17 protein-coding genes and 1 other annotated feature are annotated in these 21,130 nt (G+C 42.1%); of the genes, 8 read left to right on the forward strand and 9 right to left on the reverse strand.

Annotated features, from left to right (window positions below; translation table 11 throughout):
• Positions 1-448 precede the first annotated feature (448 nt).
• Positions 449-1,417, reverse strand: coding sequence for an ABC transporter substrate-binding protein (locus BMZ06_RS13710; protein WP_089752661.1), 969 nt, complete (start codon positions 1,415-1,417; stop codon positions 449-451).
• A 195-nt stretch (positions 1,418-1,612) separates the two neighbouring features.
• On the opposite strand from BMZ06_RS13710, the gene BMZ06_RS13715 reads away from it, so the two are divergent.
• From BMZ06_RS13715 to BMZ06_RS13725, 3 genes are read left to right on the forward strand one after another with little or no spacing between them, the layout of a single operon-like run.
• A complete protein-coding gene (locus BMZ06_RS13715) occupies positions 1,613-2,668 on the forward strand; it encodes a FecCD family ABC transporter permease (RefSeq protein ID WP_089752663.1) in 1,056 nt (351 codons plus the stop codon).
• Positions 2,665-3,675 (forward strand): FecCD family ABC transporter permease, encoded by a 1,011-nt coding sequence (locus BMZ06_RS13720; protein ID WP_089752665.1) that lies wholly within the window; start codon positions 2,665-2,667, stop codon positions 3,673-3,675. The genes BMZ06_RS13715 and BMZ06_RS13720 overlap by 4 nt, the downstream gene beginning before the upstream one ends.
• 15 nt (positions 3,676-3,690) lie before the next feature.
• A complete protein-coding gene (locus BMZ06_RS13725; RefSeq protein WP_089752666.1) occupies positions 3,691-4,677 on the forward strand; it encodes an NAD(P)/FAD-dependent oxidoreductase in 987 nt (328 codons plus the stop codon).
• Between the two features lie 65 nt (positions 4,678-4,742).
• Here BMZ06_RS13725 and BMZ06_RS13730 read toward each other — a convergent pair whose 3' ends face one another.
• The 6 genes from BMZ06_RS13730 to BMZ06_RS13755 form a co-directional block, all read right to left on the reverse strand.
• A complete protein-coding gene (locus BMZ06_RS13730) occupies positions 4,743-5,075 on the reverse strand; it encodes a hypothetical protein (RefSeq protein WP_089752668.1) in 333 nt (110 codons plus the stop codon).
• Between the two features lie 83 nt (positions 5,076-5,158).
• Positions 5,159-5,605 (reverse strand): DUF4385 domain-containing protein, encoded by a 447-nt coding sequence (locus BMZ06_RS13735; RefSeq protein ID WP_089752670.1) that lies wholly within the window; start codon positions 5,603-5,605, stop codon positions 5,159-5,161.
• Positions 5,606-5,621: 16 nt separating this feature from the next.
• Positions 5,622-6,566 carry a glutaminase A gene (gene glsA / locus BMZ06_RS13740; RefSeq protein WP_089752672.1) on the reverse strand — a complete coding sequence of 315 codons (945 nt, stop codon included), beginning with the start codon at positions 6,564-6,566 and terminating at the stop codon, positions 5,622-5,624.
• Between the two features lie 173 nt (positions 6,567-6,739).
• Complete coding sequence (locus BMZ06_RS13745) at positions 6,740-7,765, reverse strand: cytochrome d ubiquinol oxidase subunit II (RefSeq protein ID WP_089752760.1); 1,026 nt, start codon at positions 7,763-7,765, stop codon at positions 6,740-6,742.
• Positions 7,766-7,798: 33 nt separating this feature from the next.
• Positions 7,799-9,127 carry a cytochrome ubiquinol oxidase subunit I gene (locus BMZ06_RS13750; protein WP_089752674.1) on the reverse strand — a complete coding sequence of 443 codons (1,329 nt, stop codon included), beginning with the start codon at positions 9,125-9,127 and terminating at the stop codon, positions 7,799-7,801.
• A gap of 117 nt (positions 9,128-9,244) precedes the next feature.
• Positions 9,245-10,015: a class I SAM-dependent methyltransferase gene (locus tag BMZ06_RS13755; RefSeq protein WP_089752676.1), complete on the reverse strand. Its 771-nt coding sequence runs from the start codon at positions 10,013-10,015 to the stop codon at positions 9,245-9,247.
• 209 nt (positions 10,016-10,224) lie between these two features.
• Positions 10,225-10,453: a binding site (T-box leader), on the forward strand.
• A gap of 104 nt (positions 10,454-10,557) precedes the next feature.
• On the opposite strand from BMZ06_RS13755, the gene ileS reads away from it, so the two are divergent.
• From ileS to BMZ06_RS13775, 4 genes are all read left to right on the forward strand, one after another.
• Positions 10,558-13,647 carry an isoleucine--tRNA ligase gene (ileS, locus tag BMZ06_RS13760; protein WP_089752678.1) on the forward strand — a complete coding sequence of 1,030 codons (3,090 nt, stop codon included), beginning with the start codon at positions 10,558-10,560 and terminating at the stop codon, positions 13,645-13,647.
• 255 nt (positions 13,648-13,902) lie between these two features.
• Positions 13,903-15,264, forward strand: coding sequence for a sigma-54 interaction domain-containing protein (locus BMZ06_RS13765; protein ID WP_089752679.1), 1,362 nt, complete (start codon positions 13,903-13,905; stop codon positions 15,262-15,264).
• Positions 15,265-15,686: 422 nt separating this feature from the next.
• Positions 15,687-17,090: a YjiH family protein gene (locus tag BMZ06_RS13770; RefSeq protein WP_089752681.1), complete on the forward strand. Its 1,404-nt coding sequence runs from the start codon at positions 15,687-15,689 to the stop codon at positions 17,088-17,090.
• A gap of 12 nt (positions 17,091-17,102) precedes the next feature.
• Entirely contained in the window at positions 17,103-18,422 is a 1,320-nt protein-coding gene (locus BMZ06_RS13775) for an aspartate aminotransferase family protein (protein WP_089752683.1), read from the forward strand.
• A 110-nt stretch (positions 18,423-18,532) separates the two neighbouring features.
• Here BMZ06_RS13775 and BMZ06_RS13780 read toward each other — a convergent pair whose 3' ends face one another.
• Both BMZ06_RS13780 and BMZ06_RS13790 read right to left on the reverse strand, forming a co-directional pair.
• Positions 18,533-18,796 carry a hypothetical protein gene (locus BMZ06_RS13780; protein ID WP_089752685.1) on the reverse strand — a complete coding sequence of 88 codons (264 nt, stop codon included), beginning with the start codon at positions 18,794-18,796 and terminating at the stop codon, positions 18,533-18,535.
• A 678-nt stretch (positions 18,797-19,474) separates the two neighbouring features.
• Complete coding sequence (locus BMZ06_RS13790; RefSeq protein WP_089752689.1) at positions 19,475-20,461, reverse strand: hypothetical protein; 987 nt, start codon at positions 20,459-20,461, stop codon at positions 19,475-19,477.
• A 178-nt stretch (positions 20,462-20,639) separates the two neighbouring features.
• On the opposite strand from BMZ06_RS13790, the gene BMZ06_RS13795 reads away from it, so the two are divergent.
• Positions 20,640-21,074 carry a DMT family transporter gene (locus BMZ06_RS13795; protein WP_089752692.1) on the forward strand — a complete coding sequence of 145 codons (435 nt, stop codon included), beginning with the start codon at positions 20,640-20,642 and terminating at the stop codon, positions 21,072-21,074.
• Positions 21,075-21,130 lie beyond the last annotated feature (56 nt).

Below are 21,130 nucleotides of genomic sequence, written 5' to 3' on the forward strand. Positions count from 1 at the left end.
CTCGAAGAAGTGGCTGAATCGAATTGACTGGTATGTTTTGAAACGTCTAGCTCTGTTTAACAACAAGAAAAGACAGCGCCGAAATCTTCATGGTCATTTGGAGGAAGTAAAGAAACAAACCCAGTATCAACTGGTGTGCTTAGCCAAGTAGGGTAACCGTAATGCCAAAGAAAGAAGAACATCGGAAAGCCGTATGAGGGAGAACCTCACGTACGGTTTGATGAGGGGGAGCTGAAAGTAAAAGGGGAGAAATCCCTTTTGAAATCAGTTCTCTACTCTACCGCGGAAAGCGAGTCGTTCCCTGGAGTCCCTTTTCCACACAATATCTCGAAACTGAGTCTTACAGTAACCGGCCCTATTGTGTAATAACTTTTCTGATTAAAACCAACATAACCTTTAATAGAACCAATAAAAAAGTGTAAACATCTACGTTTACACTTTTTATTATCTATTGTGTTAGTGTCTCTGTAACTTTATCTATAGTCATGCCGTGGGCTATTACGCCATCAATGGTCCAGTGACTAGGTTCGTTCATTTGATAGACTTGATCATTTTCAACAGCGGGAGTGCTTTGCCAAACGGAACTATTTTTAAGAATTTCCAAACCAGCTTCTCCATCTTGAGCAATTAAAAAGACATGGTCGGCATCCATTTGCCCCAATTTTTCTAAGGCGATTGGGTTCCACTGCGCTTCGGCTTCCGGAAGGTTTTTAATAAACTCAGGCTGGGTCACGCCAAGGTCGTTGTATAGAACTTCTGCACCATAACGAGTGTTTTCGAAAACGTAGAATTGTTCACCTGAAGACCATACGAATGCAACTGACTCGTCACCAATGGACTCTTTCAGACTTGCTTTAGCTTTTTTTGCTTTTTGATCAAAATCAGCCAGTGCCTGTTCGGCTTCTTTCTGTTTACCAAGAATTTCGCCCATTTGGGTTAATTGTTTGCGCCAATCCGAACTGTTTTCTTCACTGAATACGTAGGTCGGAGCAATATCACTGTATTCTTCATACGTACCATTTTGCAGAGCGGATGGACTGCTGAATAAGATTAAACCCGGGTCCTGATTAATGGTTTGTTCTAATGGCAGATCCCAGGCTATTTTTGGGAGACCCTCCAATTGAGGCTGCAGATAGTCGAGAACTGTGTCACCAATCGACCACTGTGCCACAGGTTGCTCTCCAAGAGCTACTAAAGGATCTTCTAAGTAAGGGGCGAGAATGCGTTCAGGGTTGGAGGGAATGGTTACTTCTCCCATCTCATGAGTCAACGTTCGCTCTTCGTTTGATTGTTCACCTTGATTTTCGTCTGAAGAGTTTTCTTCTGAGGACGTAGTGTCTTCATTATTATTACATGCCGTTACTGCAATAAGCATAATCAATAGACTGAATAACAAAAGGGACTTTGATCTAAGCATGAATTTCCTCCTAAAAAGATATTCTAATAACTCCGATAAAGGTAATCATTTTCATTGGAATTGTCAAGGTGAAACCTGCCGCACCTGACTTGAACTACTAGAATATTATCGATATAATACGTAGTGATAATGATTCTCAATTTTAATTAAATAGATACATAAAAATGATGCTGGTGATAGAGAGGGTTTACTGCCGTGAGCGAAGAGGTTGAGCAAAATAAAAATATTAAAAAAGATATAGAAGGATTAACCTCTAAGTTCTTCCAGGCTGGACTTGTATTTCTTCTGGCCACTGCTGGATTATTCCTGGCTCTTGGATTATCCGTTTCGTTAGGGGTAACAGATATACAATTAAAAACGGTATGGGAGTCTATATTCGCTTTTGAGCCAGAAGTCACTAATCATCAGGTCATCCGTGAACTGCGTTTGCCTCGTGCGTTTAGTGCGGCTCTAGTGGGCAGCTTTCTTGCTGTTTCAGGAGCTGTCATGCAGGGGTTAACTAGAAATCCGCTGGCTTCTCCTTCCATTATGGGTGTTACGCACGGGGCTGCTTTTGCTCTTATAATTGCGTTAGTTTTTTTCCCATCTATGACGAATCTGGGGATGACCATTTCAGCTTTCATAGGGGCGGGACTCGCCGTACTTATTGTATTCGGTGTAGGGTCTTTTTCAAAAGGCGGATTGACTCCTGTAAAACTTGCCCTTGCCGGTGTAGCTGTAGGTGGAATGCTGAGTTCTCTATCTTCTGCCATTTCTCTTCATTTTCAAGTGGCTAAGCAAATGAGTTTTTGGTATGCCGGAGGGCTAACGGCTACAGACTGGCTGTCTGTTAAAATTCTATTAGTTGTTGGAGTTGCGGGCTTAACACTTGCGTTATTTCTTTCAAGAGCGGTAACAATTCTTAGTTTAGGAGAAGACGTCTCCAAAGGGCTTGGGCAAAACACTTTCGCCGTAAAGTCTTTAGGAATTGTGGTTGTTTTTCTTTTAACAGGAGCTGCTGTTTCTGTTGCAGGGACAGTTGGATTTATTGGCTTAGTGATTCCTCACATGACCCGGGCTTTAGTAGGCACGGACTATCGGCTAATTATTCCAGTATCAGCTGTGCTCGGAGGATTGCTTCTTGTGTTATCGGATATCGGAGCTCGGCTCGTAAACGCTCCTTTTGAGACACCTGTAGGAGCCATCACAGCGTGTATTGGTGTTCCTTTCTTTCTTTACCTTGCTCGTGGAGAAGGGAGGGGGATGGAATGAATAAAAAGCAGAGACGCTTTGGCTGGATTATATCTATATTAGGGGCTAGTCTACTCTTGCTATTTCTATTCAGCTTAAACATGGGGGTAGTCAACATAGCTCCCTTAGAAGTCATTCGTACACTTCTTGGGAGTGGAAGCAGCACGCAGGAAATGGTTTTATTTGATATCCGTCTACCGAAAATGATGCTTGCTCTTCTGATCGGTGCGGGCCTCGGAGTATCAGGAGCCATTCTTCAAGGTGTATCCCGTAATGACCTGGCGGATCCTGGAATTCTTGGAATTAATACAGGAGCCGGTTTTGCTATTATTGTCTACATTTTCTTTTTTCAAGGCTCGATGTCCAAATTAAGTGGGCTTGGTATTTACGCCATGCCCCTTTTTGCCCTGGCAGGGGCTTTTCTGGCTGCTTTCCTGATTTACTTATTAGCTTGGAAAAAAGGAATTAATCCTGTTCGGTTAATTCTTGTTGGTATCGGGGTGAATTCGGGCTTCAGCGCAGCTTTAATTATTTTTCAAGTGAAGATGAACCCTCAGGATTTCACTCAGGCTATGGTATGGCTTGCTGGGGATATATGGGGTGGAAACTGGGATTTTGTCGCCGCTTTGGCTCCGTGGATCATTTTGTTGACTGTGTATGCCATGTACAAAGCGTCGGTTCTGAATATCTTGAATCTTGGCGATCAGATTTCTACAGGTCTGGGAGCAGCTGTGGAAAAAGAACGTAGGGTTTTATTGGCACTTGCCGTTGCACTTGCTGGGTTATGCGTAGCTGCTGGGGGCGGTATTGCTTTTCTTGGACTGGTAGCCCCTCACCTGGCTCGAAGATTAGTGGGGCCAAAGCACGAGACGTTAATTCCCGTTACGGCTTTAATAGGTGCCCTGATTTTGCTGGCAGCTGATACAGTAGGAAAGAACTTGATCGCTCCCGCTGAGATACCTGTGGGAATTGTAGTGACCATCGTGAGCACCCCTTACTTTATATATCTACTTATGAAAACTCATTAGAAGAGGAGACCAATTATGAACGAAATGTTTGATGTAACGATTATTGGCGGAGGAACAACAGGTTTATATACATCATTTTACAGTGGTATGCGCGGTTTAAAAACAAAAGTCATTGAATATCACCAGGATCTGGGCGGGAAAGTAGCTTTCTTCTACCCTGAAAAGAAGATTTATGATGTAGGAGGGTTTCTCGGGGTCCGGGGAGAAGATCTCGTGACCGAGGTGGAAAACCAGGCGTTAAGTGTCCAGCCTGTTATCGTGACCGGCGAACAGATTCAGACGATTGATAAACAGGAGGATGGATCCTTTATCCTGACAACAGCCATTGGTGAGCAGCATTTCTCGAAAACAGTTATTGTTGCCTCAGGTTTAGGGACATTCGAGATGGAATCTCTTCAGGTAGAGGGCAGTAGTCAGTATGAGGGCAGGTACATTCACTATACTATTCAAAACGTAAATCAGTACGCTGGAAAAAAAGTAGCTGTTATCTCTCAAAGCCGAGTTGGAATCGACTGGGCACTTGCTCTTGAAAAAGTGGCAGAGGAAGTACATTTAATTAACCGCGGTAAAGAATTTAAGGCGGTATATGAACAGGATATAGAAACTCTTGAACAGTCATCCGTCCACGTTTATAGGAATCATAAGGTAGAAGAGTTAGCAGGGGACGGGCAAGTGCTCACAGGAGTTACTTTACAGGACGGAACCGAATTGGATGTTGAACACATTTTAGTCTATGAAGGACTGAATATAGAGAAAAGCCTGTATGACAGCTGGGGCCTTGAAACAGAAAAAGGGAGGATTCCTGTTGGTACGGATATGTGCACATCTATCGATGGGGTTTTTGCTGCAGGGGATGCGGCTATTTATCCAAGTAAGACGATGTTGATCGCTTCTGGATTTTCGGAAGCAATGACAGCCGTGAATAGTGCAGCCATGTTCCTGGATCCTAAAGCAAAAGCGCAGGTGTATAGTACGGTTATTTATAAGCATGCGAAAGATTAACCCGGATAAAAACCCAAAATGAGAGAAACCTTTTCTCTCATTTTGGGTTTTTAGTTAAGGAGAATTTAATGGCAGATGCCTAGATTATAGGCAGCGATCTTCAATTGGGCACCAATCGTGAGAAGCCAGACGGTAAGGTTAACTAGAGCGATTGCAGACCATTTTCGAGTATGAACAACGGATTTTCGCTTGCTAAAATAATAGGTTAAAAAAGAGATCGTAAGTATCGTAATGATAGAAGTCAATCCTAACAAACCTTTGTATTCATTTGTCCATAGAAAGTTATTAGGTAAGGGGATAATAATAGTTGGCGTATATAAGATGGAGATAAAATAAAACCCTACGATCCAAGAAGTGATCATAAAGAAAAGGCTCACCCAAAGTGAAAGTGGTTTCACTTGTTTCTCTCCTTTGAATAATTATTCCGACCATATTGGTTGGGTTAATGGTATCTTATGTTTCCCCGTTCCAAAAGTCAATATTAACCGTATGATTTCTGGTGTTCTTTTTTCTTCTCCAAATATTCTTCATCTTCTCGGGCCTGGATCCATTTTTCCTCGAAAATCTCTGCTGATTTTGCTTTTTCTTCATCAATATCCCGTTCATTAATCTCACCGTTTTCATCGTACTTTTTACCGCCTTTATAATTTGCATATCGGCGGGAGCGTGTATATCCCATCTGCAGAAATTTCCGGGCCATATCCATGCCGACGAAGTCATCATTTTTCTTGTATTCTAAGAACATTTGATAGATTTTATCTGATGATTGTCTGGCTATTTCAGGAGTTTTAAAGCGCCAGTGGGGGAGGATCTCCCCTTTGTAGGGCTCGACCATCAGGACGCCCTGTTCTCCTCGCCCTACTCTATATTTATCCGGGTTTTTACGGAAATCTGTATTTTTAAAGTCTATGGAATAATCGAATGGCAAAGAAATCTCTCCTTAATTACGTATTTTCAATTCCGAACATATTTAATTCCAGATCCTGAGACAGTTTTTTTATGAGGGCTCCGCCTGCTGTACTGTTGCCTTTTGGGCTGATCGCTGGTCCAATGACACCAACTCCCATGCGGCCTGGAATGGCACCGATAATACTGCCAGATACTCCACTTTTACAAGGAAAACCAGCTTCTACAGCATAGTGTCCTGAAGAGTTATACATACCTGAGGTCATCATAATAGCTTTGACAGTGCGAAGGTGATGAGGAGGAATTAATCGTTCTTCACTTTCGGAAGTCATTCCGCCTCTTGCCAGGAATGCGCCTACGCGCGCAAAATCCTCCGAGCACATCATAACCGAATTCATCCGAAAGTATAGTTCGAGTGCATCATCCACACTGGTAACGAGCGTTCCTGTACTTTGCATAAAATAAGCGAGAGAACGGTTTCGGGCGCTATTGGCACGTTCCGCCTGGTACACTTCTTCGCTCATTTGCAATTCGTTATTGTTTGTAATTTTTTTAAGGAAATCAAAGTAGCGGTTAAAACGGTTTTCTACGCTTTTTCCTTTGATCAGGGCAGCAATAGCGATAGCACCTGCATTAATCATCGGATTAAAGGGTTTGCTTGTATCGTAGGATTCAAGCTGGCTAATGGAATTAAAAAAATCCCCCATCGGCTCCATCCCCACTGTCTGGAAAACACGGTCTTTGCCAAAATCCTGCAGCGCGAGCATTAGCCCGATAATTTTTGAGGTGCTCTGCATGGGAATATAGTGATTGTGATCACCTGCTGAAAAAGACTCTCCTTCATTCGTTATGATGGTCACACCTAGAAGGTCCTTCATCGTTTCATCAAAATTGGGAAGGTCCATGTTTACTTGACCTGAGGAAGCATATGGTTTGCTGTCTTCGATAGCATCCTCAAGATATTCTTCAGTGAGTTTCTGCATTTAATCCTCTCCTTACCTGTTATTCGTCTCTACTTAATTCCCTTATAAATGGAAAGGATAAACTAATTAGCCCTCCTCTAATGCTCAATAGTATGAAAAAAAGGAAATAAAAGGCACCTCAGGTCATCCATTATCTGGATGACCTGAGGTGCCTTTTATTTCCTTTTAGTTGGTTAAGGTTGTTTAAGGTAGCGTCTATCTTTAAGGAACAGGCGCCAGAACAGATAAAAGGCAGGAATCAAAATTCCGAATCCAACCCCATACACAATCAGCATAGGATAGAAGGTTGATGGATTTGTGAATCCTTCTGTAACAGTGAGGTGCGGGTAGACGAGATATGGGAGGTGTGCTGAACCATAAGCATAGATAGCAATTCCATACTGGAGAATGATGGCTGTAACAGCTAGCCGTGACCAGCCGCGCACTCCGTCCTGTTTTTTAATAAATAACAAAGTGTATCCAATGATAAAAAAGAACACAGATAATCCAAACCACAGCCAGTTATCTTCGATGTTCTCTACGATCCAATTTGCTTCTGCAGGGAATGTCCCAATCGTTAACATAGCAATAGCGATGGATACGGGACCAAGCCAAATGGCATGCTTGCGAAATGTCTGATAGGCTGACCAATCATCAGCTTCCTTGGAATAATCCATAAGGAAAACGGCTGAAATAAAAAGCTCGGTGGAAAGACCGAATGCAATATGCATATACAAGGTCGGGTGAGTAAGCAGCTCAGCGTAATGAAGGACCGGTAGATCATTTTCAAAATCCACAAATCCACCGAGTGTGATCGGTAAGATACTTACAAGAAGTGCGGGAATAATTAACCCGGAAAATCCTGAGGTCAGCCGCATAAGTTCCCTGTACTTTTGAGTGTGGTGTTCAAAAACCATAAACGTTGTTCGAATTGTCAGCAGCAGTAACCCAATGCCAACGGGCACAAGAAGAATACTCCCAAGTAAAGTTGTTGCAAAAGGAAAGAACGTAACCACGGAAACCACGAAGATGACCAAAAAAACATTTGTAACTTCCCAGGTAGGGGATAAAAAGCGGTTCGCGATTTGCGAAGCACTTGTCTGATCGTTTCTTCCGTAAATCATTCCCCAAAATCCTGCTCCAAAATCGAGGGATCCAAGGATGGAGTAGATAAAGAGTAAGCTCCATAATATCGTAATGGCGAGCGTCGAGGCTTCCATCATAAATCAGCTCCTTCATAGGTGAACGTGGATTTAATGCACTGCATCCAAGTCCTTGCTTGCAGGGTTTCGCTTGAAATAAGATCGCAATACAAAACCGGTGATAAATAATAAAGTGATATATAGTGTTAAAAATAATCCAAGTAAAAATCCAACACTGCTTGATTTAGTCGCTGCTTCGCCTGTTCGGAGTACGTCTGTGATGGTCCAGGGCTGTCTTCCGATACAGCTGAAGCACCAACCGGTTTCAATCGCAATCATCGCAAGCGGTCCGCTGACTGCAAGAATAGCCAGAAGCCATCCGGGAAATTCTTTTTTTAGTACATGTCTCCAAAATATAGCGAAAAAAGCGACGACAATTAAAAGCGAACCGATACCGACCATGACGTTAAATAGTACATGTACATACAGCGGGGGCCACAATTCCTCAGGAAATTCATTCAGGCCGAGAACTTCTGTATCCAAGCGGTCTCCAGCCAAGAAACTGAGAGCGTAAGGAATTTCCACGGCATATTTGACCCGCTGGTCTTCCAGTGATGTATAGCCTCCAATGGATAAAGGTGCGTAGCGTGTGGTTTCGAATAAACCTTCAGCTGCAGCGAGTTTTCGCGGGTTATATTCGTGCAGCATTTGAGCCGTTTCATGACCGTTTATAGCAGTAGCCAGGGACATGATTGCACCAAAGTACAAAGCGATAGTCAGAGCTTTTTTGTGATAATTACGCTCTTTACTAGACAGGCCTTTTCTCATTAAACGGAGAGCTGCAATGGAAGCAATGATAAAAGCAACCGTCATATAAGCAGATAAGGTCACATGGATGGCAGTCACACCAAAGCTTGGGTTAAAGAAAGCAGCCCATGTATCGACATCCGTAACACTTCCGTCCGGGGTTATGTTAAAACCGGCTGGCGTATTCATCCACGCATGGACGTCTGTAATTAAAATTGCCGAAGCGGTTGCGCCAAGAGCAACCGATATAATGCTGATAAATCTTAAAACAGGCGGCAGCCGATCAGCTGCATATAAGTAGATCGACATGAAAACGGCTTCTATTAAGAATGCGAAAATCTCCATCTGGAAAGGCAGGGCAATCACTTGTCCGACTATTTCCATGAAATTAGGAAAGAGCAATGATATAAGAACACCGACAATCGTACCGGAAGCAATTGAAACCGCAAGTATAATGGCGAAACCTTTGGTCCACCTTCTTGCCATTAGTGCATAATCGGAATCTTTTTTAATGTAATGCAAAACTTCAGCTATGATAATCATCACAGGGAGTCCCACACCGATTGTGGCATAGATAATATGAAACCCTAGGGAAGACCCAAACAGTACACGGGCCATAACAACGATATCCATGAAATATTCCACCTCCAATAACTATCCATCATTTATTTCCTTAATATCTTTTTATATACAAAATAAGGGGATTTCGAGTGGAAAAATAAAAAAAGACACCCACTAAGTTAGTGAGTGTCAGGCTTTTTGACAGAGAACCATCCATTCATCAATAGAAAAAGATTCTACGCTACCTCCTTTAAGTACAATGGAAAAGTAAGAAGAAATTTCAGTTTCCGCTTGAAGGAAATACTCTTCTACAAGCTGCTGACTGGTTTTATCATGTAGTGTTCGCTCCAGCCAATCCCGGAAAGGCAGTGTTTTTTTACGCCTAACTTCTCTATTTACTTGAAACCCTGCAGGCTGAATCATTGTTTTCCATTCTGAAACTTTCCAGGCCCGGTTGTGACTGGAATCACGCATTTGTTCGAACGTGTTGTAGAAAAGGTCGAGGTAATCTTCCTCAGGGGCTATATTGTCGATCATCAAAAACTGTCCCCGCGGTTTCAGTACCCGATAAGCTTCTTTTATAAATTTCTCTGGCTCTGAAAAATGGTGAGGAGCTATTCTGCAGCAGACCACATCAAAGCTTTCATCAAGAAATGGGAGACTTGAAACATCCGCAATAATATAGGAAAGGTTTTTTATACCGCTCAAGTGCCGTGCTGTGTTTTGCAGCATATCTTTAGTGAGGTCGCTTGCCACAACATGATCCATCCACCGGCTCATTTCTCGGGCTACGTGTCCGCCGCCAGTCGCCAGATCAAGCCCTTTCCAATTTGGTTCAGGATCCAGCCATTCCGTAATTAAGTTTAAGTCTTGCTGGTTGTTATGGGTAGCACTGGTTACATAAGATTCTTTGTTTTTAGAAAAGGTAGATTGCACCCTTTTTTTCATTTCTTCAGACATCCCGCCACCTTCTTTCTGGTTTGTTATTAGTGTACTCTCCAGAAGGGAAAAACGGTAATACTGGATTTTAATCCAATCTGATAAGTAAAATAAATCAAAAAACAGTCTCATTGATGGATCGTATAAATTCCCCGAAAAATGGGCAGGATGGTGGGTGAATATCTTTTGACAATTCAAGGATTTCCATGTACGATATGGAGAAACTACGTATTTTTTCGTTGACGAGAAGAGTAGGCTGTAAATGCTGTCCCCAGAGAGTCGCTGTTTGCTGCAAGGCGATGACAGGTTAGAGCTGAAGATCATCTCTGAGAAGTTTCGCTGAAATGAAGTTAGAGTAGGTGAAACCGGCAGACGGCCGTTATCCGTTTTATGAACCGAGAGCCGTGCAATCGCTGCGCGGAATATGGGTGGTACCGCGGATTAACATCCGTCCCTGTTTTTTTGCAGGGGCGGATTTTTTATATTTAAAAAGGGATTTTTCCCTGAAGTCTTTAATTGATGAGTTTATCTAGATAAAAATAAAAGGGTAAGAGGTGGAACGAATGCGCAGTGTTAATACGAAAGAAGCAGCAGTAGACCGCGAGAATCGCGTCAAGGACTATTGGAACGCTGAGAATGTATTCAATCGTTCAATGGATGAACGAGAGGGTTCAGAAACGTTTGTATTCTATGAAGGTCCTCCAACAGCCAACGGACTTCCGCACGCCGGTCACGTACTGGGCCGTGTTATTAAGGACTTTGTAGCTCGCTATAAAACCATGGGAGGTTATCAAGTACTTCGGAAAGGTGGATGGGATACTCATGGTCTCCCTGTTGAACTTGAAGTAGAAAAACAGCTTGGTATCTCCGGAAAACAGCAAATTGAAGAGTATGGTGTGGAGAAGTTTATTGAAGAATGTAAAAAAAGTGTCTTTAACTACGAGAAGCAGTGGAGAGAGTTTACGGAGTCCATCGGCTACTGGCTCGATATGGATGATCCGTATGTAACGCTTCAGAATCGATATATTGAAAGTGTCTGGTATATCCTGAGTGACCTTCACAAACGCGACTTATTAAGCAAAGGGCACCGTGTTACCCCTTACTGCCCAAGTTGTCAGACCACACTTAGCTCGCACGAAGTGGCGCAAGGATATGAGGACGTTAAAGATCTGTCAGCAACAGCTAAGTTTAAAGTGAAAGGATCCGAAAATGAGTTCTTCTTAGGATGGACGACAACTCCTTGGACCCTGCCTGCGAACGTAACGCTTGCTGTACATCCTGAGCTTACGTATGTAAAAGCGAAGCAGAATGACGAAGTTTATATTGTTGCTGAAGCACTGGCTGAGAAAAATATGGGTGAAGACTACGAAGTTCTATCTACTCATAAAGGCAGTGAGTTCACCGGAGTAGAATATGACGCGCCATTCCCATTTGTTAAACCGGAGCGCGGCCACTTTGTGGTAGAAGCAGATTTCGTTAACGCCGAAAGCGGTACGGGTGTCGTACACATTGCTCCTGCTTATGGTGAAGATGACTACGCTTTAGTGAACGAACACAATCTGTCGTTCTTTAACGTTGTAGATGGTCAAGGCCGCTATACGGAAGACATTCCTCCGTTTGCAGGTCGATTCGTTAAAGATTGTGACGTCGATATTGTGAAGTATCTGGCAAACGAAGGACTTCTTTTCCATAAAGAAAAGTATGAACACAGTTACCCGCACTGCTGGCGCTGTGACTCTCCGTTGCTTTATTACGCAATCGAAAGCTGGTTTATCAAAACGACAGAACTGAAAGATCAATTCCTGGAAAATAATCAGCAGGTGGAGTGGTATCCAGACCATATTAAAGATGGCCGTTTTGGTAATTTCCTTGAAAATATGGTCGATTGGAATATTGGACGTAACCGCTTCTGGGGTACACCGTTACCTATCTGGATCTGTGACTCCTGCAATCATCAGTATGCACCGCACAGTCAGGCAGATCTGCAGGAAAAAGCAATAGGTGATATCGGAGACGTAGAGCTTCATAAGCCATATGTCGATCGTGTTCAGCTAAAATGTGATCATTGTGAAGGAACGATGAACCGTGTCCCTGAAGTTATCGACGTTTGGTTCGACAGTGGCTCCATGCCATTTGCCCAACAGCACTACCCATTTGAAAATAAAGAGCAGTTTGAGAAGCAATTCCCGGCAGATGTGATCTGTGAAGGAATTGACCAGACCCGCGGCTGGTTCTACAGCCTGCTTGCTGTTTCGACCTTGTTTACAGGGAAAGCCCCTTACAAGCGTGTGCTTTCTACCGGCCACATCCTGGATGAAGAAGGCCGTAAGATGTCGAAGAGTAAAGGAAATGCCCTTGACCCAATGGATCTCGTGAATAAATTTGGAGCGGATGCTTTCCGTTGGGCTCTCCTTGCAGATAGTGCTCCATGGAACAACAAGCGTTTCTCTGAACGCGTGGTTGTGGAAGCTAAATCAAAAGTGATTGATACGCTTGTAAATACGCACGGCTTCTATACGCTGTATGCTAACATTGATGGTTACGAGTTCGATGCGAAGGAAACAGGAGAAAAAACACTTCTGGATCGCTGGGTGCTCGCCCGTTTAAATAGTGTAACAGCTACGGTTACAGAGGCTCTTGATAACTATGACTTTACGAAAGCTGCAAAAGCGCTGGAGAAATATGTCGATGAGTTGAGTAACTGGTACATTCGCCGTTCCCGTGATCGTTTCTGGCAGGAAGGAATGACTGAATCGAAGAAAGCGGCTTACCATACTTTGCACGAAGTTCTGGTTAATCTAAGTAAGCTGCTCGCACCTTTTATTCCATTTGTGGCGGATGATATCCATCATAATCTAACAGGCCAAAGTGTTCACCTGGCTTATTTCCCTAAAGTAGATGACAATCAGGCAGACAATCAGCTTGAACAGGATATGGATGCCGTACTTCAAGTAGTTGAACTGGCACGCGGTGTGCGTAATACCGAAGCGATTAAGACGAAGCAGCCGCTATCTGAACTAGTTGTCATTCCTGTGAACCCTGAACAAGGAAAAGCACTGGAGCGGTACAACTCCATCATTCGTGATGAAATTAACGTCAAAGAAGTTGTCGTCAAGCAGTCTTCTGATGATCTTGTCCGTTATGAAGTGAAACTGAATTTCCGTGCGGCAGGCCCTGTCCTCGGTAATAATGTAGGGGCAGTGAAAGGCTACCTTGAAAAGCTTTCGGATGAAGAAGCAGCTAAGGTTGTAAATGATGGGAAAGTCGTCGTACCAACAGGAGACGGAGAGGTTGAAGTACCGATGGATCTCCTAAATGTGGAACGCGTAGCTGATTCCGGATTATCCATGGGGTCCAACCAGGACTTCCACGTTATCCTTGATACGACGATCACTGAAGAACTTCGTCTTGAAGGTCTGGCGCGTGAAGTGATCCGTGTCATTCAGGATGATCGGAAACAGCAGGATCTTCCAATTGATCTGCGCGTCGATATCGCTCTTGATGGTGATGATGATGTGAAGAAAGCTATCCAGCAAAATGAAGCACTGATCCGTGAAAATGTACTCGTGAAGAACCTTACTCTAGGAGAAGCGGGTAACATGAAAGACTTTACGGTTGGCGAAAACCAAGTAAGAGTCGCGCTTCAAAAATAAATATGTATAAATAAAAGACCTGGCAGAGGGATCCTCGTGCCAGGTCTTTTTAATAGGACAAAAACGATCTTCCAATCTTATTTAAGTAAAAGGGTAATAAATTTACAAACTATTCGATCATTCTGAGTAGTCTTATGTTAACCTTAGAATAACTATTATTCACATGTGAATAACGATCGACAGCAATTTACTAGGAATGTGTGCGATTTTATTGAAGATGTATTCAAATTTGAATAATGAGGGTGATGTAGTGATATGACAGAGTGGGATGAATATAAAACGATATTTCATTCGCTTCAGGAAGATATTCTCGTCACAAAAACGGACGGGACCATTGTGAAAGTAAGCGAAGGCACAGGGGCAGTGTACGATATTAATGCAGCCGACTTAATGGGCAGGTCCGTCTACGACCTGGAAAGAGAAGGACTCTTTACACCTCTGGCTACGCCAAAAGTGGTAGAGTCGCAAGAGAGAGCAACTTTTGTTCAAACCCTTAAGGGTGGTAAGAAATTGCTGGTTACGGCTTTGCCGGTTTTTAATAATGATGGTGAGCTTGTACGTATAGTCAGTTACTCGCATGACGTAACGGAGTTAATGGAAATCAAGGCCGGAATGGAAGAGATGACGGTTGAGATGGAGCGTGTAAGAGATGAGCTTACACGGTTAAAGCAGCAGAATGAGGGAGAGTTTATCGCTAAAAGTGAACAAATGCGCAAAGTTCTCGCTACAGCCAGTCAGGTTGCGGGTGTAGACGTGAATGCTCTTCTCTTAGGTGAATCGGGGGTGGGCAAGACAGAGCTAGCTAAAATGATACATGAAAAAAGCGAGCGTTCAAGCGGTCCATTTATCGAAGTAAACTGCGGGGCCATCCCCGATTCATTATTTGAAGCAGAACTATTTGGTTATGAAGAGGGCTCCTTTACGGGAGCGACTAAAGGGGGAAAGAAGGGGTTTGCTGAACTGGCTTCCGACGGAACCTTGTTTCTAGACGAGGTAGGAGAGTTATCACTGGCAAATCAAGTAAAGGTATTAAAACTAATTCAGAAAAAAAGGTTCTACAAAGTAGGCGGCCGAAAAGAAATTCATTCCGATTTCCGCCTAATTAGTGCAACAAATAAGCATTTAAAAGAATCTGTAGAGCAAAAGCTGTTTAGAGAAGACCTTTATTTCCGGCTGAATGTAGTTCCTTTAACCATTCCTCCTTTAAGATCAAGAAAGGAAGATATTACTCCGCTTCTCCAATCCTTTCTTGATCATTTTACGAATCGTTACAAAAGAAAAAAAGTGTTAGACCGGGGTGTGCTGCATGAATTGAATAAATTGGAGTGGAAAGGGAATGTAAGAGAACTTATGAATCTGGTGGAAAGGTTAGTCGTTACTGCGCCGGACACTATTATTCTTCCTTCCGATCTCCCTGAATCCTATCAGCAGCTCATTTCCTCTTATTCAGAAATGAATAATTTTGAAGAACCTTTGGCTGTTACAATGGAAAAAGTAGAAAAAGAAAGACTGGAACAAGCGAAACAAAAATTTCATACAACGACTAAAATAGCAGAAGCTCTAGGCATCAGTCAGCCTACAGTAGTTAGAAAACTCAAAAAATACAGAATTAAATAACAAATTGGCACGATACTTGCATGTTAAAAAGGTAAGAGACTATAGTCTTTTGCCTTTTTTGTTTGGTTTTGTTAAACGCAGTTATTGATTTTTCATTACAGTGATCTTCAACTACAGGGGCGTATTCTGTAAGACTCAGTTTCGAGATATTGGTTTGTATTAAAGGTCCTGCGGGGCTGACTCGTTTTCCGTGGCCTAGCACAACGCAGGGGCGTTCGACGTTACCACACGATGTGGCGCACTTAGTCGAACATCCTTTGAGCTGAGCTCTTTCTTAGGCAACGAACCCACTTATCTCGAAAACAAGTCTTCCAAAATCGGGAGCTTAGTGAAAATCAACACGGCGCTTATTAAGGAAACAGAAAGTCATAAAAGACTTTAGCGATTAGGGTTGTTAAAAAACTTTTTAAGGAGTGGAAGCGATGGAGGTTAAGCAAAATGAAAGTTTTCAATTGGAGGAATGGAACGATCAACAGGGAAACGGGAAGCGGCAGTCCGGTCGAAATTATTTTTGGTTTATAGCTCCCTCTCTATTAGGAGTGTTATTGTTTTTATTCCCTATTCCTTACGACGGAAAAATTACAATTGGTGTCGGAATTATGGCAGAAGCTGTACAGGCAAATCTGGAGCCGATTCTCCCAAGTTTAATGACAGGAATTCTAGTGATTTCGGCTATCCTTCCAGTGATAGCAAAAACTTTGAAACCAAAATTTATTATAGATAGACCGTTCATAAAACAACTATTCTATGTGAACACATTTTGGATGGTTACTAGAATGATTGGAGCCATATTTGCTCTGATGACTCTTTTTTCCATTGGACCAGCGTTTATCATTTCTGATGTTACCGGTGGCACTATGCTTTATTCTCTCGTGCCTGTGCTCGCCGCGTGGTTTCTTTTTGCAGGTATATTAATGCCTTTATTAATGGAGTTTGGATTAATGGATTTTATCGGAACCATGCTTCGTAAAGTCATGAGACCAGTATTTAAGCTCCCGGGACGTTCTTCTATTGACGCTTTAGCTTCCTGGATGGGAGCAGGAACCGTAGGTGTCTTAATTACAACCAAACAATATGAAGAAGGTTATTATACAAAGCGTGAAGCAGCCACTATTGCAACGAACTTTTCAATTAACTCGATTGCTTTTAGTTTAGTGGTGATCAGCTTCATAGGTTTAGAAGAGTTTTTTGTACCTTTCTATTTAACGGTAGTGATAGCGGGGCTGGTTGCTGCTTTCATTTGTCCAAGAATCCCGCCATTATCAAAGAAAGCGGATACTTATTATGAGGGTACAGGCATGAGAATCTCAGAAGATACGCCTGAAGGAATGTCCAATTTTCAATGGGGGTTAAATAAAGCTCTCAGCAAAGCTTCAGAAGTTAAGGGCGTTAAATATGTAGCCAGGCAAGGAGTACAAACGGTTCTCGATATATATTTTGCATTGATTCCATTGGTGATGGCACTTGGAACAGTGGCTTTAATTATAGCTGAATTCACACCATTCTTTAACTACCTCTTCTTACCGATTGTACCTGTACTTCAGTGGATGCAAATACCTGAAGCTGCTCAGGCCGCTCCGGCCATGCTCGTTGGATTTGCTGATATGTTCCTTCCGGCGGTTATTGGAGCGGGTATAGAGAGTGAATTAACACGATTCGTCATAGCCGCCATTTCATTAACCCAGCTCATTTACATGTCTGAGATTGGAATACTGCTGGTTAAATCTAAGATACCAATTTCAGTAGGGGAACTTGCTGTTATTTTCTTGCAGCGAACAGTGATTACACTTCCAATTATCGTTATCATTGCCCACTTTATTTTTTAGGAGGAAAAATAGATGAATTCATCATTTGAAAGTCTATATGGAAGCATGTCTGATTTACTAGCCCCGAGTATGGCAAAAGACCATCCGAATCTGCCGGTTGAAAAGGAGGAGGGGTGTTACTATTACGGAACAGATGGTAAGAAATATTTGGATTTCACCTCGGGTATTGCTGTAGCTAATACCGGTCACCGTCATCCGAAAGTGGTTCAGGCCATTAAGGATAGTGCAGATAACTTAATGCATGGTCCTTCCGGAGTGATTATGTATGATTCTATTCTCAGAGTTGCTGATCGATTAAAAGAGAAATTACCTGGAAACCTGGATTGCTTCTTTTTTGCAAACAGCGGTACTGAGGCCATAGAGGGAGCTTTAAAACTAGCTAAATATGCGACTCAACGCCCTTATACGATTTCCTTTACTGGCTGTTTTCACGGCAGATCGCTGGGTGCGCTGGGAGTCAGCACCTCAAAAAGTAAATATCGAAAATTTTTGCAGCCTAATGGACTGACTTATCAGCTGCCTTACGCGGACAGCTCAGGGTGTCCAGAGGGGCAAGATGTAGGGAAGTTCTGTGCGGAAAAACTCGAAAAAGAGGTAGAATTGTTATTTGATCATCAGGTAACGCCGGAAGAAGTCGCCTGCATGATTGTGGAGCCAGTCCTTGGAGAAGGCGGTTATATTATTCCTCCTAAAGCTTGGCTGCAAAAGGTTCGTGAAGTTTGCGACCGCCATGGTATTCTTTTAATTTTTGACGAGGTCCAGACAGGGTTCGGACGAACTGGGGAGTGGTTTGCGGCTCAAACATTTGAAGTTACCCCTGATATAATGGCGATCGCTAAAGGAATAGCTTCAGGCATGCCTCTAAGTGCTACGGTTGCTTCTAAGGAACTGATGAGTAAATGGCCAATGGGGACTCACGGAACCACGTTCGGGGGGAACCCTATTGCCTGTTCAGCAGCACTTGCTACCCTGGATGTAATGGAAGAGGAACAGCTAATAGATAATTCAAGAGAACTCGGAGCATACGCCTTACGAAGGTTAAAAGAAATAAGAGAGAGACATGAAGTCATCGGCGAGGTACGGGGGATAGGACTCATGATTGGAATAGAAATTATCCACCCTGAATCAGGGGATCCGGACGGAGCTGGGATGATGAATATATTAGACACTTCTCTTGAAAAAGGTGTACTCTTCTACTTATGCGGGAAGCACCAGGAAGTTATCCGCATGATTCCACCGCTTATCGTTACCAGAGAGCAAATTGATCAGGGCTTGGCCGTATTTGAAGAGGCCGTATATGAATTCGAACAAAAATTATATGTACAATCGTAATTAAGGAAGCCTGAGCAAATCGCTCAGGCTTCCTTAAATGTGATTAAATATGAAGAATAAATAATAGAATCTAATACAAAAAATCTCTTGAAATATCCATTTCATGATTTTCAGCCAGTCTTCATTTTAAATACCCATCCATAATAACTTCTATCTGGCATACTGATTTGAATAGCTCCCTTTGGAATATGGCCCCAATCGATCTCGTAAATCGAGTCTATTTCTTGAATGGGGAGACGAATCGTATCCCAGCCGAATACTAGACTAAGCTTAAGATTACTATTAATAATTTTATAATTAACCGTTATTAAATTACCGATAACTAAAATGAGAGCAAAAATCAGAAAGAATAAGGATAAATTAACTACAACCATATAAGTTATTCATCTCCCTTCTTTATAAGAATGATTACGATTATATAAGAGTAGGGTTTCATTTTAATTGCTGCTACGACTATAAGAGATGACAGAAAGAGCAGAAATGCTTAAGAAAATTGGATGTATAATCTTGTTAAAGGCCATAACGTTCTCGCTCTTGTTGCGCAGGAAGTTTCAAACACATAAATCGAACTCTTCTCTAAATAATTTATGAATGAGCACCAAAACGGAAGGAATCCTGGGGACTTAAGAGTGAGAAATGTATGAGTGAAACGATAAATATTTTAATAACAATATAAAGTTATGTACATAAATGTAAAGAGCACACCTAAATATTAATGTAGGAATGCTCTATTTCTTTTCGCTAAGATTAAAAAATTAATTGTAAACTTTGAATTTATTTATTAGTTTAACGGAGTAACATTTCACCTGTAAAAGATTGTTTCATTAAAATTTTCATAAAGAGAGGGTTCTGGCTTTATTCCACTAACTGGCGTTTCTGTGTGGCTTTTTGTAATTTGACTCACCTGGGTTTTTTTGGCGCATTTACAATTCTTTTTTTTAGCGGTTTGCTCCATATAATGATGGACCTTTTTTTTCTGCCTCTTCAATCAGTATCCCACCCTTCTACTAGTTAAATAATGTAACTGAAAAGACCAGTTATTTTAAAGGAATTCAACCATTTTGTGTGGAACAATCTGGAAGGTCGACAGTGAAAAGTATCGTAAGAGTCGACTGGCCAGTAGTTGAATCCGTATCAACTGTCGTTTCTGATGGGTTAATTACAACGTTCTCACATGTAGGAAGTGTACAAGGAGGAGTAAAGTCGTCAATACAAGTGAAGCATTGCTTAGTGAAGGTATCATCCACAAGGCACGAAGCTGCAATTGGTGTGTCGCCACATGCATCATCTGAAGGGGTTAAAGGTACGTTAAAGATAATTTCTAGATCTACACTTTGTAACCACTCGTTTACCCTAACGCAACACTCAAGTTCTTGGTCACAAACAATTACAGTTGCTAGTTTTTCACAGTTACCTACTAATTCGCAGTTTGCGTCGCCAATACAAAATCCAGCCATAACATCATCTGCAGTTCCTTCAAAAGAAAAACAGCTAGGTAAGTCAATACTGCATTGGAATACCGAAGGAGTGGCACACTCACAGGCATCTTCACATTCATCATCTACACATACTGGGGCGCAAATTTGGCCACATCTGCCTTCATTTCCAAACTTCAGCTGAAAGCAAGCAGGAGCAAGCTCAAAATCACTTCCAAGGATGATTTGAAATCTTTGAGCAAAACCTTCACTTAATTCTCCAAAATCGTCAAGTTCATCAAACTTTAAACCGGTAATAACTCCGTCACAAGGAGCATCTCCCTCAGGACATGCGAACATTTCATTATTTTGCGAAGGATATTGGCATACCCCTTGCATGAACATGTCTGGGGGACTGTCTCCAATTGGGAATACTTCACTTACAAGACAGTTTTCAAATTCACAGGCATCAAGCTCGATAATCCAATTACTTAACGCGGAGGAGGCTCCTGTATTTCTAATTTCGTAAATTAAATTTTCCTGGTCAATAAGTTCAACTTCAAACCCATCAACACTATCTTCTAATTGACACACATCTTGCGTGGGGCGTGGTACACATCTCATTATTATAATCTTCCTTTCAAATGTTATTCTCTAATAAGATATGTCCGTTTATAGTATTTGGTATAGTTATACATCCCTTTTAATGAAAATTCGTTTGAAATCAATAAGTTGAGCTCCTGCATAGAGTTTGAAATAATTGAGCTTATATCTTGCTTGAGAATGGAGGGAGAAGTAAGCTATGCAGTGGTTATTAATGTTACTGGTTTTTATAGGTGGAATTGGAGTAGCCGTCCAGTCATCTGTCAATGGGGGGCTCGGACAGAAGATTGGTGTATTTGAAGGAGCATTTACATCCTTTTTAGTAGGGACAGTCGTCTTATTTTTAGTCATGCTCTTTTTCGGGAAAGGGAATATAATGAACGTATTTCAAGTGCCGAAATGGCAGCTTCTTGGTGGTGTGCTGGGAGCTTTCTTTGTTTCGACCATGGTTTTAGCTGTACCAAGGATAGGAGTAGGCGCTGCCATTTTTACGCTAATATCGGCTCAGCTTATTGCAAGCTCACTCATCGATCACTTCGGCTGGCTTGGTATGAAACAGATCCCGCTCGATGGTCAAAGAATAGCTGGCATGGCGCTTATGATTATTGCTATTTTGCTTTATACTAAAAATTAATTCTATCATACATAAAGAAAGGCGCTTCTTTGTTTGAAGTGCCTTTCTTTAGTTGT

Origin of the sequence: Halobacillus alkaliphilus (assembly GCF_900113125.1) — a bacterium.
Classification (GTDB): Bacteria; Bacillota; Bacilli; order Bacillales; family Halobacillaceae; genus Halobacillus; species Halobacillus alkaliphilus.

Bases quoted from the DNA above. Each gene is read 5' to 3' on its own strand.
- BMZ06_RS13710 (WP_089752661.1), bottom strand. From the start codon at position 1,417: ATGCTTAGATCAAAGTCCCTTTTGTTATTCAGTCTATTGATTATGCTT.
- BMZ06_RS13720 (WP_089752665.1), top strand. From the start codon at position 2,665: ATGAATAAAAAGCAGAGACGCTTTGGCTGGATTATATCTATATTAGGG.
- BMZ06_RS13725 (WP_089752666.1), top strand. From the start codon at position 3,691: ATGAACGAAATGTTTGATGTAACGATTATTGGCGGAGGAACAACAGGT.
- glsA (WP_089752672.1), bottom strand. From the start codon at position 6,566: ATGCAGAAACTCACTGAAGAATATCTTGAGGATGCTATCGAAGACAGC.
- BMZ06_RS13745 (WP_089752760.1), bottom strand. From the start codon at position 7,765: ATGGAAGCCTCGACGCTCGCCATTACGATATTATGGAGCTTACTCTTT.
- BMZ06_RS13750 (WP_089752674.1), bottom strand. From the start codon at position 9,127: ATGGATATCGTTGTTATGGCCCGTGTACTGTTTGGGTCTTCCCTAGGG.
- BMZ06_RS13755 (WP_089752676.1), bottom strand. From the start codon at position 10,015: ATGTCTGAAGAAATGAAAAAAAGGGTGCAATCTACCTTTTCTAAAAAC.
- ileS (WP_089752678.1), top strand. From the start codon at position 10,558: ATGCGCAGTGTTAATACGAAAGAAGCAGCAGTAGACCGCGAGAATCGC.
- BMZ06_RS13765 (WP_089752679.1), top strand. From the start codon at position 13,903: ATGACAGAGTGGGATGAATATAAAACGATATTTCATTCGCTTCAGGAA.
- BMZ06_RS13770 (WP_089752681.1), top strand. From the start codon at position 15,687: ATGGAGGTTAAGCAAAATGAAAGTTTTCAATTGGAGGAATGGAACGAT.
- BMZ06_RS13775 (WP_089752683.1), top strand. From the start codon at position 17,103: ATGAATTCATCATTTGAAAGTCTATATGGAAGCATGTCTGATTTACTA.
- BMZ06_RS13780 (WP_089752685.1), bottom strand. From the start codon at position 18,796: ATGGTTGTAGTTAATTTATCCTTATTCTTTCTGATTTTTGCTCTCATT.
- BMZ06_RS13790 (WP_089752689.1), bottom strand. From the start codon at position 20,461: ATGAGATGTGTACCACGCCCCACGCAAGATGTGTGTCAATTAGAAGAT.
- BMZ06_RS13795 (WP_089752692.1), top strand. From the start codon at position 20,640: ATGCAGTGGTTATTAATGTTACTGGTTTTTATAGGTGGAATTGGAGTA.